Raw genomic sequence first — 13,087 nt, forward strand, 5'->3', positions numbered from 1 at the left:
GCCAACGCCAGTGTCGCAGCTGCGAGGGTTCAGTCCTCGCTGCTGTCTGAGCTCTCGTCAGAAGATGAAGAGGAGTCGTCTTCGCTTTCGTCATCGCTGCCGCCTCGCGGTGCAACTACGGAAGCTACCGCCAGGTCGTGGTCTTCACCCAGGGAAAGAGCTACCGAGACGACACCCTCTGGCAGGGCGATGTCGGACAGGTGAATAATGTCACCGATCTCCACCCCGGCCATATCCACCTCAAGGTACTCGGGAATGTCGCTGGGCAGACAAAGGACTTCGATGTCGGTCGCCTGATGCTGGATCATGCCGCCCTGCACCTTGACGCCGTGGCAGGTCGTCTCGTTCAGGAAGTGGACCGGCACATTGACCTTGATCGCTACCTTCTCGTTCACACGGAGGAAGTCAGCATGGGTGACGCTGTTCCGGGCCGGGTGACGCTGCAGGTCCTTGAGGATGGCTTTCTGCTTCTTGCCGCCGATGTTGATGACCAGCACGTGGGAGAAAAAGGCCTCATGTTCCAGGGCTTTTTCCAGGTCCTTGCGGATGATGGACAGGGGCTGGGGATCCTTGTCGGCACCATAAATGATGGCCGGGACCTGGTCAGCGAGACGACGCAGGCGGCGGCTCGCACCTTTCCCCAGGTCCTCACGCACCTCTGCGTACAGTTCAAATTGGTCAGACATTGTCTGGACTCCTTTGATGACACTGTCTTGCCTGCGACCGGCGCAACAGTGAGCTTGGTTTAGCGCTGCCCCTACTGGAACAGCGCGCTGATGGATTCCTCATTGGACACCCGGCGTATCGATTCTGCCAGCAGGTCCGAAATGGTCAGCTGGCGGATCTTCGTTACTGCCCGGGCTTCCGCACTCAGGGGAATCGTGTCTGTGACTACCAGCTCGTCGAGCTGGGAGCCGTGTATATTTTCCAGGGCGCGGCCGGACAGTACCGCGTGGGTACAGTAGGCCACAACCTTGTCGGCGCCGCGCTCCTTGAGGGCGTCAGCTGCCTTGCACAGGGTGCCGGCGGTGTCGACCATGTCGTCGACCAGCAAGCAGATACGGCCCTCAACCTCGCCGATCAGGTTCATCACCTGGGCCTCATTGGCTTGCGGCCGGCGCTTGTCGATAATCGCCAGGTCGGCATCGTCAAGCTGCTTGGCGATTGCCCGGGCCCTGACCACCCCGCCGATGTCCGGCGAGACCACCATCAGGTTCTCATAGTTGCAGGCCAGAATATCCTCGTTCAGGATCGGCGAGCCGTAGACGTTGTCCACCGGGCAGCCAAAGAAACCCTGAATCTGTTCCGCGTGCAGGTCTACCGTCAGCACCCGGTCTACCCCTACCGTGACCATCATGTCTGCCACCACCTTGGCAGTGATCGGCACCCGGGCGGAGCGCACCCGGCGATCCTGGCGGGCGTAGCCGAAGTAGGGCACCACCGCCGTGATCCGCGCCGCCGACGCCCGCCGCAGGGCGTCGATCATGACCAGCAACTCCATCAGGTTGTCGTTGGTCGGCGCACAGGTGGGCTGCACCACGAAGACGTCCTTGCCGCGAACGTTTTCGTTCAGCTCTACCGCAATCTCGCCGTCACTGAATTTGCCGACACTGGCTTTGCCCAGGGACAGGTACAGTCGGTTGGCAATTTTCTGCGCCAGTTCCGGATTGGCATTGCCGGTAAAGACCATCAGCTTGGAGGACACGGCTTCTCTCCTGGGGATTTATGGCTGGGGTGGGCCTGTCGGCTTCCCGCTCCGCTGCTACATTCCGCAACGAAGCTCATTTGTATGGCTTGGATGGCAGGAATGACTCGGGCCTTTGGCCCTCGGGCTGCGCCCGGCGTCGCGTTGCTCCTCCGCCCCACTGCCTGCGGCAGTGGTCGAACCTGGTTCGAACCCTACCGGTCGGCTTTCCCACTTCGTTGCAACCGCATACCGCGGTCCTGCCACGAAGCTCTTCTATATGGCTGGGGTGGTAGGATTCGAACCTACGAATGCCGGGATCAAAACCCGGTGCCTTGCCACTTGGCGACACCCCAATAATTCTGTTGTTAACTTCAGGCCAGTGCCGTCAGCACCGGTGACACGTCAACACCTCTTGCGGTGAAACTCGTCCACCGCGCCGGGACCTGTTCCTGCACCGCGACAGCCTCATGCTGGCTGGCGAAGGCGGCAAAAATGCAGGCGCCGGTGCCGGTCAGCCTCGCCTCGGCGAAGCCCTGGAGCCACTGCAGCGCGTCCCCGACCTCAGGGTATCTGGCCACCACCACTGGTTCGCAGTCGTTGCGGTGGACCCCCTGAAAAAAGGCGGCCATTGTGATTGGCGGGGTGTCCCGTGTCAATTCTTGGCTGGAAAAAATTTCCCCTGTCGGCACTGAGCAGGCAGGCTTGATGACAAGGTACCACGCTTCCGGCAAGGTGATGCGAGTAAGTTGCTCGCCAACCCCTTCCGCCCAGGCACTGTGGCCGGCGACGAATACCGGTACGTCTGCGCCCAGCTGGGCGCCCAGGGCCTGCAGCTCGGCCTGCTCCAGCCCCAGTTGCCAGAGGTGATTGAGGGCCAGCAGGGTGGTGGCGGCATTGGAGGAGCCGCCACCCAGCCCGCCGCCCATGGGGATGCGTTTGTCACAGGCTATGCTGGCGCCGAGGTCGTCCCGCTGTAACAGGCGGGCGGCGCGCAGAATCAGGTTGTCCTCGGCGGGCAGGGCAACACCCGGCATGTCCAGCCGCAGCTGGCCGCTGCGGTCGGGAGTAAAGTGCATGCTGTCGCCCCAGTTCAGCAGCTGAAAAACGGTCTGCAGGGTATGGTAGCCGTCTTCGCGGCGCCCGGTTACGTGCAGAAACAGGTTCAGCTTGGCGGGCGACAGCAGGCCCAGGGTGGATGCCATTACGCGGCCCCCGGCTGCCAGTCCTGGATGATCACCCGCGCCCGTGTGTCCCCGCGCTCGATGCTGAGCCGGGTGGGGAGAAGGTAACTACCGAATTGCTGATAGCGCTCGTAGCGAACTGTCCAGCCGTCCTGATCCAGTTGCTGCAGCAACTCGTCGACGACGTCTACTGCCGTGGCGCGGGGTTCCGGCGCGGGCAGCCCCTTCAACCAGAAGGGCAGGGCCCGCAGCGGCAGGTCCCAGCCGGTGTGCAGGCGCACCGCGTCGGGGGTCGAAATGTCCAGGCGGGTCAGCTCGTCACCGCGCTGGACCAGCAACTCCTCGCCGTCACTGTGGATTTCTGTTGCCTGCAGGCCCATCGGGCCGGCCAGCTGCAGCCGGGTGTCGCTGCCACGCTGTTGCCAGTCAAGGCTGGCGGATTCCGACTGTTGGCCGCTGCGCACGGCGATTTTGCCGCGTGCCGTCCAGTTCTCCAGGGCCGCAAGTTGCTGGCTCCGCTGCTGCCACGGTTGCCCGGCTACCGGCACCGGGCCGGTGGCACAGGCAGCCAGCAACAACAGCAGGCAAAACGGCAGCAGGCGCAAGACTGCCAGGCTGGGGCTGCTCACTGCGGGCGCAGATCAGAGATGGAAATGTTCAGACGCTCGAGGGTTTCCAGCAATATCTCATGCTGTGGGTCCTGTTGCAGGCCGTCGCTCCAGACGCTGTAGGCCTTTTGTTCCTCGCCCAGGGACCACAGGGCTTCACCCAGGTGCGCCGCCACTTCGGGGTCGGGCATGCTTTCCCAGGCCCGCTGCAGGTAGCTGACGGCCTCCTCGGTCCTGCCCAGCTGGAACAGCACCCAGCCCATGCTGTCGAGGATGGCGGGTTCGTCGGGTGCAAGCACCAGCGCGCGCGCAATCAGGGTGTAGGCTTCGTCGTAGCGGGTGGTCCGGTTGCTGAGGGTGTAACCGAGGGCGTTGAGCGCGGTGGCATTGTCCGGATTCAGCGCCAGAATGTGGCGGAGGTCGGATTCCATCAGCGTCAGGTCGCCCCGGCGCTCTGCCAGCATGGCTCGGCTATAGCGCAGGGACGTGGCTTCAGGCAGCTCGGCGACGGCCTGGTTGAGCAGCGCCATGCCAGCGTCGAGCAAACTGGCCTGGCTCAGTAGCTCCGCCTCCAGGGCGTATAACTGCTCGCGCAATTCCGGGTAGGCCTGCCGCTGCAGGTCAAAGAATTCTGCGCTGCTACTGATATCGCCGCGCTGGATCAGCAGTCTGCCTACTCGCCCGCGGGCGCTGAAGAATTCGCGTCCTTCCGGGTCCTCCACCCGGCTGTAGGCGGCGATGGCCTCGTCCTGCCTGCCTTCGTCCTCGGCGATGCGGCCGAGATAGTAGTTCGCCTCATCGACGCGTTGCTCCAGCGCCAGGACCTGGCGCAGGTAGGCCTTCGCCGCAAGGGTGTCGCCATGATCCTGGTTGAGCAATGCCAGCGACAGCAGCAGGTCGCCATCCCGTGGCGACTGGGCGGACAGGATTTCGAACTGGCGGCGCGCGGCATCGATGTCCGAGCGCGTCAGCAGGCGCGCGAACTGCAAGCGCAGGGCCTTGTTGTCGGGTTCAGTCGCCAGCGCCCCCTCAATGCGCTCGAAGGGTGCCGCATGTTCCGCCTCCAGGCGCAACTTGGCGTCCAGCAACAGGGCCTGTGTTTGCCCCGGTTCCAGGGCAAACAATTGTTCCAGCACCGCGCTGGCGGCGTCGGCCTGCTCCAGTTCGTCGAGGATCAGCGCCCGGGTGAGCAGCAGGCGGGTGTCGTCGGGGAAGTCTTCCTCCAGCGCTGCCACGGCGTCGGCCAGCATCTGTTTCTCCGTGCCGGGCAGATCGCGGAAGCCACCCAGAAGAATCGGAAAGTTGGGCTGCAGGCCCTGGCGGGCGATCACCGCCAGGTGCGGCACCGCAGCCGCTGGCCGGCCCTGGCGTATCAACAGGGTGGCCAGGGTGTTGTTGGCCTCGGGGTGCTCGGGCTCCAGCTCCACCCACAATTGCACTGCCTCCAGTGCCTGGGGCTCGCGCTTCATGAACTGGGCGAGATGGGTGGCGTGGGCACTGACCCCCGGGTCGCGCAGCCGGTCGGCCTGTTCCAGGTAGTTACCCAGCGCCATATCGTAGGCGCTGCGGCGCAGGGCAAATTCCGCGACCAGCAGCGGATAGATACTGTCCTCGGGGAAGGCCCGCTCCGGTGGCTCCGGCTTTGCCGCAGCCGCGGTGACCTGCTCCTCCGTGTCCGGCTCGGCGGGCGCCCCGGGCGTGGTGGCACAGCCGGACGCCGCCAGCAGTAGCGCAGATGTCAGCAACAGTCGGAACATGATCAGGGCAGGCATGATTATCCAGCGAATACAGGGTAATAGTGACATAGTCGGGGTACTAATCCCAACTCCTCTGGACTCCGGAGAAGCCCATAGGTTCCAGTGTTGAGCTACCTAAACACCTGTCTTTTGGGCTGTAACTTGTTAGAATCTGCGATTATTTTCACCGAATGTGGTTTGGTCCGCGGCCTTTTGTGGCCCGCCGCCACTGGAGCTGACCACAAACGCCATGAACCTCATCGCCCTGGGTATCAACCACAACTCCGCCGGTGTCGAAGTGCGTGAGCGGGTGGCCTTTGCCCCGGAACAGGTTGCCGAGGCGCTGGAAGACGCTTGCGAGCAGGCGGGGCTGGATGAGGTTGTCATTCTCTCCACCTGCAATCGCACCGAGCTTTACGCCATGGTCTCCGACAACAGCAAGCTGGCGGACAAGTCCACCCGGCTGATCGAATGGGTGGCCAACTACCATCACCTGTCCAGCCAGGAGCTGCGCCAGGCCGCTTACTACCATGAAGCCGGCGCCGCCCTGCAGCACATGGTCAAGGTGGCCTGCGGTCTTGATTCCATGGTGCTGGGGGAGCCGCAGATTCTCGGCCAGTTGAAGTCCGCGTATGCGGTGGCGCTGGAGGCCGGCACTATCGGTGGTGACCTGGGCCGCCTGTTCCAGAGGGTTTTTGCGATTGCCAAGAAGGTGCGCACCGACACCGCCATTGGCGAGAACCCGGTGTCAGTGGCCTACGCCGCGGTGGATCTGGCCGGTCACATTTTTTCCGACCTCAGCCGCTGTGACGCGCTGCTGGTGGGGGCCGGCGAAACGGTGGAGCTGGTCGCCCGGCACCTGGTCGAGGCGGGCGTGCGCCGTATCGTCATTGCCAACCGCACCCTGGGCCGCGCCCGGGAGCTGGCGCAGAAGTTCGGTGCCGAAGCGGTGCTGCTGGCGGACATTCCCGAGCATCTGCTGCACTCGGATATCGTGATCACCTCCACCGCCAGCCAGTTGCCTATCCTCGGCAAGGGCGCTGTGGAACAGGCCATCAAGGCGCGCAAGCACCGGCCCATACTTATGGTCGACATCGCCGTGCCGCGGGACATTGAGCCCCAGGTCGCCGAGCTTCCGGATATCTATCTCTACACTGTGGATGACCTGCGGGAGATCGTCGAACAGAACCTGCGCAGTCGCCAGAGCGAGGCCCGCAAGGCGGACCTGCTGATTGAAGAAGGCGTGGCGCAGGTGTTGGAGGAAGTCCGTAGCCTGGCCGCCGTGGACACGGTGCGCCAGTACCGGGACATGGCGGAGAACATCCGCGAGCAGGAGGTGCAGCGCGCATTGCGCGGCCTGGCGCGCGGGGACGACCCGCAGCAGATTGTGGCGCAGCTCGCGCGCGGCATCACCAACAAGTTGATCCACGCCCCCACCGCCGGTCTCAAGCGCGCCAGTGCCGACGGCCGACAGGACCTGGTGGCAGGGGCCCGCAAACTCCTCGGGTTGGAATCCGTTGGGGGCGCCGCAGCCGGGAGCGCCCCAGCCGACGGCCCGCAGCCGCTGCCGGAACTGAACCCGGAAGACCCCGCCATGGATATCCCCAGCCCACGACCCGGCCAACGCATACTGCAATGAAAGCCTCGCTACTTACCAAACTCGATGCCCTCGCGGATCGCCACGAGGAAGTGTCCGCCCTGCTTGGGGATGCAGACACCATCGCCGACCAGAACCGCTTCCGCGACCTGTCGCGTGAATATTCCGAGCTGGAGTCTCTGGTGCAGTGTTACGCCGAGTACCACCGCGTCCGGGAAGACCTGGAGGAGGCCCGGCAAATGCTGGCGGAGTCGGATCCAGAGATCGTGGCCATGGCCGAGGAGGAGATCGAAAGCGCCAGCGAGCGGCTGGCGGCGCTGGAGCTGGAGTTGCAGACCTTGCTCCTGCCCCGGGATCCACAGGACTCCGCCAACGTGTTCCTGGAGATTCGCGCCGGCACCGGCGGCGACGAAGCCGCAATATTTGCCGGCGATCTGTTTCGCATGTACGTTCGCTATGCCGAGCAGATGGGCTGGCGCATCGAGGTGCTGTCAGAGCGCGAGGGCGAACATGGCGGCTACAAGGAGGTCATCAGCCTGGTGGAGGGGCGCGATGTCTACGCCCACCTCAAGTTTGAGTCTGGCGCCCACCGTGTGCAGCGTGTACCGGCGACCGAATCCCAGGGCCGCATCCATACCTCCGCCTGCACCGTGGCGATAATGCCGGAACCGGACGCAGTGGAGGTCGGGGAGATCAACAAGGCCGACATCCGCGTCGACACCTTCCGCGCCTCGGGCGCCGGTGGCCAGCACGTCAACAAGACCGATTCCGCGGTCCGCATCACCCATCTGCCCAGCGGCGTCGTGGTGGAGTGCCAGGACGAGCGCTCCCAGCACAAGAACCGGGCCCGGGCCCTGTCCCTGTTGCAGGCCCGGCTGATGTCCTCGGCGGTGGACAAACAGGCCGCGGAGACGGCCGAGCAACGCCGCAACCTGGTTGGCAGCGGCGATCGCTCCGAGCGCATCCGCACCTATAATTTTCCCCAGGGTCGGGTCACCGATCACCGCATCAATCTCACCCTGTACAGCCTGGACGAGGTCATGCAGGGCAACCTCGCCGCTATTGTCGGCCCCCTGCGGCAGGAGTATCAGGCCGACCAGCTGGCGGCTCTGGCCGGGCACTGATGACCACGGTCGCAGCCTGCCTGCGGGCTGGGGACGACCTGCCCGGCGACAGTGCGCGCCGCGACGCCGAAGTCCTGCTGGGCCACCTGCTCGGCAAATCCCGCAGCTGGCTGTACGCCTGGCCAGAACAATCACTGACCGCAGCGCAGGCAGCGGACTACGCCGCATTGCTGGAGCAGCGCCGTGCCGGCGTCCCGGTCGCCTACCTCACCGGCGAACGGGAATTCTGGTCCCTGTCCCTCTGTGTCACTGAAGCCACGTTGATTCCCCGTCCCGAGACCGAGACCCTGGTTGAATGGGCCCTGGACCTGGCTCTGCCGCCAACAGCAGCAGTGCTGGATCTGGGCACCGGCAGCGGCGCCATTGCCCTGGCGCTCGCTTGCGGCCGCCCGGGTTGGCGGGTGACCGCGGTCGATGTCTCTGCCGCGGCGCTGGCGGTAGCCGACCAGAACGTCAGGCGCCTGTGCCCGGGCCGCGTTCGCTGCCTGCAATCGGACTGGTTTGGTGCCCTGCAGGGCGAGCGCTTCGACCTTGTGGTCAGCAATCCCCCCTACGTGGAAAGCGACAGCCCCTGGCTGGGCAGCGGTGACGTTCGCTTTGAACCGCGCAGTGCGCTGGTGGCGGGGAGCGCCGGCCTGGATGACCTGCGCCAGCTTGCAATCGCGGCGCCCGCCCATCTGCGACCCGGCGGCTGGCTGTTGCTGGAGCACGGTTTCCAGCAGGCCGGGGCGGTGCGACAGCTGCTGACCGACGCCGGTTTCGGGGCGGTGGCGACCCGCCGCGATCTTGCCGGGCTGGAGCGCATTACCGGGGGGCATTGGAGTGCTGGGTGATGCGGATCTGGAACGCTATAGCCGCCAGCTGCTGGTGCCGGAGGTCGATGTTGCAGGCCAGGAAGCACTGGCGGCGGCCACGGTGCTGGTGGTGGGGCTGGGCGGCCTCGGTTGCCCCGCTACGCTCTACCTGGCCGCCGCCGGCATCGGCACTCTGCGCCTGGCGGACGGTGATCGGGTGGAGCTCAGCAACCTGCAGCGTCAGGTAGCCCATACCGAGGCCGGGCTGGGCGACAACAAGGCGGTCTCTGCCGCCCGCGCCGTGCGCGCGATCAACCGCGGGGTTCGGGTCGAAGTGATCGACCGCCACCTCGATGCCCGGAGCATGCTCGCAGCGGTAGAGGGCGTGGGTCTGGTGCTCGACGCCAGTGACCGCTTTGCCACCCGTTACGCGCTCAACCGCGTCTGCGTTGCGGCGGGTGTGCCGCTGCTGTCCGCTGCCGCGATTCGGATGGAAGGGCAACTGGCGCTGTTTGACACTGCCCGCGGCGGGCCGTGCTATCGCTGCCTGTACCCGGATGCGGCGGCGGATGACAGCAGCCTGGCCTGCGCCGAGAATGGTGTCCTGGGTCCGGTGGTGGGGGTTCTCGGTTCCCTGCAGGCCCTGGAGGCAATCAAGTATCTGGTTGGCATGGAGCAAAACCTGCGCGACGCGGTGCTGATGCTGGACCTGCGCAGCCTGTCCCTGCAGCGGCTGGCGCTGGATCGGCGCCGTGGCTGTCCGGATTGTCGGCCGCAGTGACATGGCGCTGGTACCCTGCCCCAGAATCTGTCGATATTCAGGAGGCAGGGTGCCAGGCAAACTTTTTCCCGCGACCACTGTCACATTCTGTGAATTCCACGAGGCTTGTAGATGAATCGCCTGGCATCCCTGTATTACTCGCTGCACGACGGACTGTTCGGTGTCCTGCGCCACCTGGATTGGCTGGCACCGCTTGCCCTGCGGCTGTATTTGGTACCTGTCTTCTGGCTGGCGGGGATCCAGAAGATCAGGGGCATGGAAAATACCATCGAGTGGTTCGGCAACCCCGACTGGGGCCTGGGTTTACCGTTTCCGGCGCTATTGGCTCACCTTGCTGCCTACACCGAGGCGATTGGTGCCCTCCTGCTGTTGCTGGGCCTGGCCACTCGCTGGGTCGCGCTGCCGCTGTTGGTGACCATGGCGGTAGCAGCCTTTGCTGTACACTGGCAGAACGGTTGGGCGGCGATTGCCGATTCCGGTGCCGAAGAGATTGCCGTGCGCCTGGGCGCGGCGCAGGAACTGCTGCGCGAGCACGGCAATTATACGTGGCTGACGGAGCACGGTAACCTGGTAATTCTCAACAACGGAGTCGAGTTTGCCGCCACCTACTTCATCATGCTGCTGGCCCTGCTGTACATGGGGGGAGGGCGTTTTGTCAGCGCCGACTACTACCTCTCGCGCCTGTATCCCCGGCGCATCTTTTTACGGCCAAAAATGCTAGACTAGCGCACCAGAAACTAGCGGTATTTATTGAACCCGGACAGGAAATTACCTTGATCAAGAGTCTACTCGGTCGCGGCAGCAACGGCGCCAGCAGCGCAGCTTCCCCCGCCCCAACACCGGAATCCCCCAGCAGCGACTCCACCCACGGCAAGCCATCGCGCAGTCCCGGCCACAGCGACCGCGGCCAGGGCAAGGCCGGCCGGTCCCGCCCGCGGCGGGCGGCACAGACACAGGGCGCGTGGTCGCTGGACGATTTCCAGGTGCCGCCAGAGGAAGGGCAGACCCGCTTCCACGACCTGGGACTGCGGGACGAAATCATGCACGGGATTGCCGACCTGGGCTTCCAGTACTGCTCCCCGATCCAGGCCGCCATTCTGCCCCAGACCCTGCAGGGCCACGACGCCATCGGCAAGGCCCAGACCGGTACCGGCAAGACGGCCGCCTTTCTCATTACGGTTTTTAACGACCTGCTCTGCAACCCCGATGAGGGTGAACGCTTTCTGGGCGAGCCGCGGGCGCTGGTCATCGCGCCGACCCGGGAGCTGGTGATGCAGATAGCTGCCGACGCCGAGGATCTGGCGAAACACACCGGGCTCAAGGTGGCGACCCTGATCGGTGGGATGGATTACCAGAAGCAGCTGAACCGCCTTGGTTCGGTGGTTGTTGATCTGGTGGTCGCGACCCCCGGGCGCCTGATTGACTTCATGCAGCGCCGGGACGTGTTCCTCGACCGGGTGGAGATCCTGGTGCTGGACGAGGCGGACCGGATGCTGGACATGGGCTTCATCCCCCAGGTCAAGCGCATCGTCCGCGCCACGCCGCGCAAGGAAGACCGCCAGACCCTGCTGTTCTCGGCCACGTTTACCCAGGACATTATCAAGCTGTCGGAGCAGTGGACCTTTGAACCGATCACGGTGGAAATCGAGCCCGACCACGTGGCCACCGATTCCGTCGACCAGAAGGTCTACCTGGTGAGCAGCGAGCAGCGTTACAAGCTGCTGGTGAACCTGGTGCGCAGCCCCGAGGCCAGCAGCGTAATCGTGTTTGCCAACCGCCGCGACCAGGTCCGGCGCCTGCACGAGCGCCTGCGCAAGGCCGGCGTGTCCTGCGGCATTCTCTCCGGGGAGATTCCCCAGGCCAAGCGCAGCAGCACCCTGGCCCAGTTCAAGCAGGGGGAGATCAAGGTGCTGGTAGCGACCGATGTCGCCGGCCGGGGCATTCACGTCGAGGGCGTCAGCCACGTGGTGAACTACAACCTGCCGGAGGACCCCGATGACTATGTGCACCGCATCGGCCGCACCGGCCGCGCCGGCGCCACCGGAACTTCCATCAGTTTTGCCAGCGAGGACGATGCCTTCCTGCTGCCCGACATCGAGGCCCTGCTGGGCACGCGGCTGGAGTGCACCCATCCCCCGGCGGAGCTGCTGGAGTGAAGCGCCCAGGTCCGACAGCCTCCTAGCGCAGTTCCTCGCACCAGAGCAGGGTAGCGCCCACCACCGCGGCGGGCACCACGAAAAAATTGACCACCGGAATCCCCGCGCACAGGGCCACGATGCCGCCGAAACCGAGGCTGCTCAGCCGGCGCCTGCCGACCGCCACTTTCACTTCCCCGAACCCCAGCTGGTGGTTATCCACCGGGTAGTCGACGAACTGAATGCTCATCATCCAGGCCCCCAGCAGGAACCAGAGCAGGGGCGCCGCCAGGTTGATGCCCGGCACAAAGCTCAGGATCAGCGCCAGCAGGGCCATCGGCACGTAGTACAGCAGTTTGGCGAGCTCCCGCAGGATGGCCCGGGGTACGGAAAGCAGTGCCGCCAGTGGTCCCTCGAGGGCGTCAACAGGTTTGCCGGTGACGAGCTCCTCGGTCTTTTCCGCCAGCAGGTTGTTGAAGGGCGAGGCGATCAGCAGGGCGACGGCAGTGAAGACGTAGCCCGTCAGCAGGCCGAACACGACCACCAGCAGCGGCCAGATGATCCACTCGAGGAACGCCAGCCAGTCTGGCAAGCTGTTCATCCAGCTGCTGATACTGCGGTCGAGGAAGCTGAACGTCACGCCCAGCAGGGAGCCGAAGATCAGGATATTGACCAGCAGAGGCACGATCACAAACAGCCGCAGGGCCGGATGCGTCAGCAGACGGGCACCGCGGAACAGGTAATCCGCGCCGCGAATAAGGTTGCCTTCCATAATCAGGTCCTGCTTTTCGGGGTGTCGGTTATAATGATGCATCGCATGGGAGCGGGAAGCCATGGCTGACGACGACAGAACGCTTTTTCATCGGGAAATGGGCGACGTGGTGCCGCTGAAGCGGGAGCGTCGGGTGGCTCGGGGTGCCGGGTCCTTCGATGACCGCGACAGTTCCCTGGCAGAGCGGCGGCAGGCGGCGGTGGCCGCGCCGGAAGCAGATCGCAATATCCTCAACGACCGCGAAGCCGAGCCGCTGGATCCCTGGTATGTGCTGGCTTTCAAGCGCCCGGGGGTGCAGAACGGTGTTTATCGCAAGCTGCGCCAGGGCCGCTATGAGCAGGAAGCGCGGCTGGACCTGCACCGGATGACCGTGCGGGTGGCCCGCAGGGAGCTGTTCGACTTTGTCGAGCAGTGCTTCGAGCTGGGCTTGCGCAGTGTTCTGCTGGTCCACGGCAAGGGCGAGCGCAAGGCTGAACGCGAGCGCAGCGCGGTACTCAAGGGCCATGTCGATGTCTGGCTGCGGGAAATGCCTGTGGTGCAGGCTTTCCACAGCGCCCAGCCCCGCCACGGCGGCACCGGTGCTGCCTATGTACTGCTGCGCAAGAGCGAAGAACAGAAGCGCAAGAACCGCGAGCGTTTTACCAAAGGCAGGGTGCCGATCGACAGATAGAT

Annotated in this window: 13 protein-coding genes and 1 tRNA gene; 7 read left to right on the forward strand and 7 right to left on the reverse strand. The window is 64.8% G+C overall.

Annotated features, from left to right (window positions below; all coding sequences use genetic code 11):
• Nucleotides 1-29: 29 nt before the first annotated feature.
• The 6 genes from Q6D67_RS06415 to Q6D67_RS06440 all read right to left on the reverse strand — a co-directional run bounded on the left by Q6D67_RS06415 (nucleotide 30) and on the right by Q6D67_RS06440 (nucleotide 5,248).
• Nucleotides 30-686 (reverse strand): 50S ribosomal protein L25/general stress protein Ctc, encoded by a 657-nt coding sequence (locus tag Q6D67_RS06415; RefSeq protein WP_304704762.1) that lies wholly within the window; start codon nucleotides 684-686, stop codon nucleotides 30-32.
• 71 nt (nucleotides 687-757) lie between these two features.
• Complete coding sequence (locus tag Q6D67_RS06420; protein WP_304704931.1) at nucleotides 758-1,690, reverse strand: ribose-phosphate pyrophosphokinase; 933 nt, start codon at nucleotides 1,688-1,690, stop codon at nucleotides 758-760.
• 275 nt (nucleotides 1,691-1,965) lie between these two features.
• Nucleotides 1,966-2,040: transfer RNA gene (locus Q6D67_RS06425), tRNA-Gln, on the reverse strand.
• An 18-nt stretch (nucleotides 2,041-2,058) separates the two neighbouring features.
• Entirely contained in the window at nucleotides 2,059-2,889 is an 831-nt protein-coding gene (gene ispE, locus Q6D67_RS06430) for a 4-(cytidine 5'-diphospho)-2-C-methyl-D-erythritol kinase (protein WP_304704763.1), read from the reverse strand.
• The gene (gene lolB / locus Q6D67_RS06435; protein ID WP_304704764.1) at nucleotides 2,889-3,497 is read right to left on the reverse strand and encodes a lipoprotein insertase outer membrane protein LolB; all 609 of its coding nucleotides are present in this window, start codon (nucleotides 3,495-3,497) and stop codon (nucleotides 2,889-2,891) included. The genes ispE and lolB overlap by 1 nt, the downstream gene beginning before the upstream one ends.
• A complete protein-coding gene (locus Q6D67_RS06440; RefSeq protein WP_304704765.1) occupies nucleotides 3,494-5,248 on the reverse strand; it encodes a tetratricopeptide repeat protein in 1,755 nt (584 codons plus the stop codon). Before Q6D67_RS06440 ends, lolB begins: the two co-directional genes overlap by 4 nt.
• 214 nt (nucleotides 5,249-5,462) lie before the next feature.
• Between Q6D67_RS06440 and hemA the strand changes: the two genes are divergently transcribed.
• From hemA to rhlB, 6 genes are all read left to right on the forward strand, one after another.
• Complete coding sequence (hemA, locus tag Q6D67_RS06445) at nucleotides 5,463-6,851, forward strand: glutamyl-tRNA reductase (RefSeq protein ID WP_304704766.1); 1,389 nt, start codon at nucleotides 5,463-5,465, stop codon at nucleotides 6,849-6,851.
• Entirely contained in the window at nucleotides 6,848-7,933 is a 1,086-nt protein-coding gene (gene prfA, locus Q6D67_RS06450; protein ID WP_304704767.1) for a peptide chain release factor 1, read from the forward strand. Before hemA ends, prfA begins: the two co-directional genes overlap by 4 nt.
• Entirely contained in the window at nucleotides 7,933-8,766 is an 834-nt protein-coding gene (prmC, locus tag Q6D67_RS06455) for a peptide chain release factor N(5)-glutamine methyltransferase (protein ID WP_304704768.1), read from the forward strand. Before prfA ends, prmC begins: the two co-directional genes overlap by 1 nt.
• Nucleotides 8,756-9,508, forward strand: coding sequence for a molybdopterin-synthase adenylyltransferase MoeB (locus Q6D67_RS06460; protein ID WP_304704769.1), 753 nt, complete (start codon nucleotides 8,756-8,758; stop codon nucleotides 9,506-9,508). The genes prmC and Q6D67_RS06460 overlap by 11 nt, the downstream gene beginning before the upstream one ends.
• 111 nt (nucleotides 9,509-9,619) lie before the next feature.
• Nucleotides 9,620-10,234: a DoxX family protein gene (locus Q6D67_RS06465; RefSeq protein ID WP_304704770.1), complete on the forward strand. Its 615-nt coding sequence runs from the start codon at nucleotides 9,620-9,622 to the stop codon at nucleotides 10,232-10,234.
• 47 nt (nucleotides 10,235-10,281) lie between these two features.
• Complete coding sequence (rhlB, locus tag Q6D67_RS06470) at nucleotides 10,282-11,664, forward strand: ATP-dependent RNA helicase RhlB (protein ID WP_370551927.1); 1,383 nt, start codon at nucleotides 10,282-10,284, stop codon at nucleotides 11,662-11,664.
• 22 nt (nucleotides 11,665-11,686) lie between these two features.
• Here rhlB and cysZ read toward each other — a convergent pair whose 3' ends face one another.
• Nucleotides 11,687-12,415, reverse strand: coding sequence for a sulfate transporter CysZ (cysZ, locus tag Q6D67_RS06475; RefSeq protein WP_304704771.1), 729 nt, complete (start codon nucleotides 12,413-12,415; stop codon nucleotides 11,687-11,689).
• A 61-nt stretch (nucleotides 12,416-12,476) separates the two neighbouring features.
• On the opposite strand from cysZ, the gene smrA reads away from it, so the two are divergent.
• Complete coding sequence (gene smrA, locus Q6D67_RS06480) at nucleotides 12,477-13,085, forward strand: DNA endonuclease SmrA (RefSeq protein ID WP_304704772.1); 609 nt, start codon at nucleotides 12,477-12,479, stop codon at nucleotides 13,083-13,085.
• The last annotated feature ends 2 nt before the right edge of the window (nucleotides 13,086-13,087 follow it).

This window comes from Haliea sp. E1-2-M8 (assembly GCF_030649675.1).
In the GTDB taxonomy this organism is placed as follows: domain Bacteria; phylum Pseudomonadota; class Gammaproteobacteria; order Pseudomonadales; family Halieaceae; genus Haliea.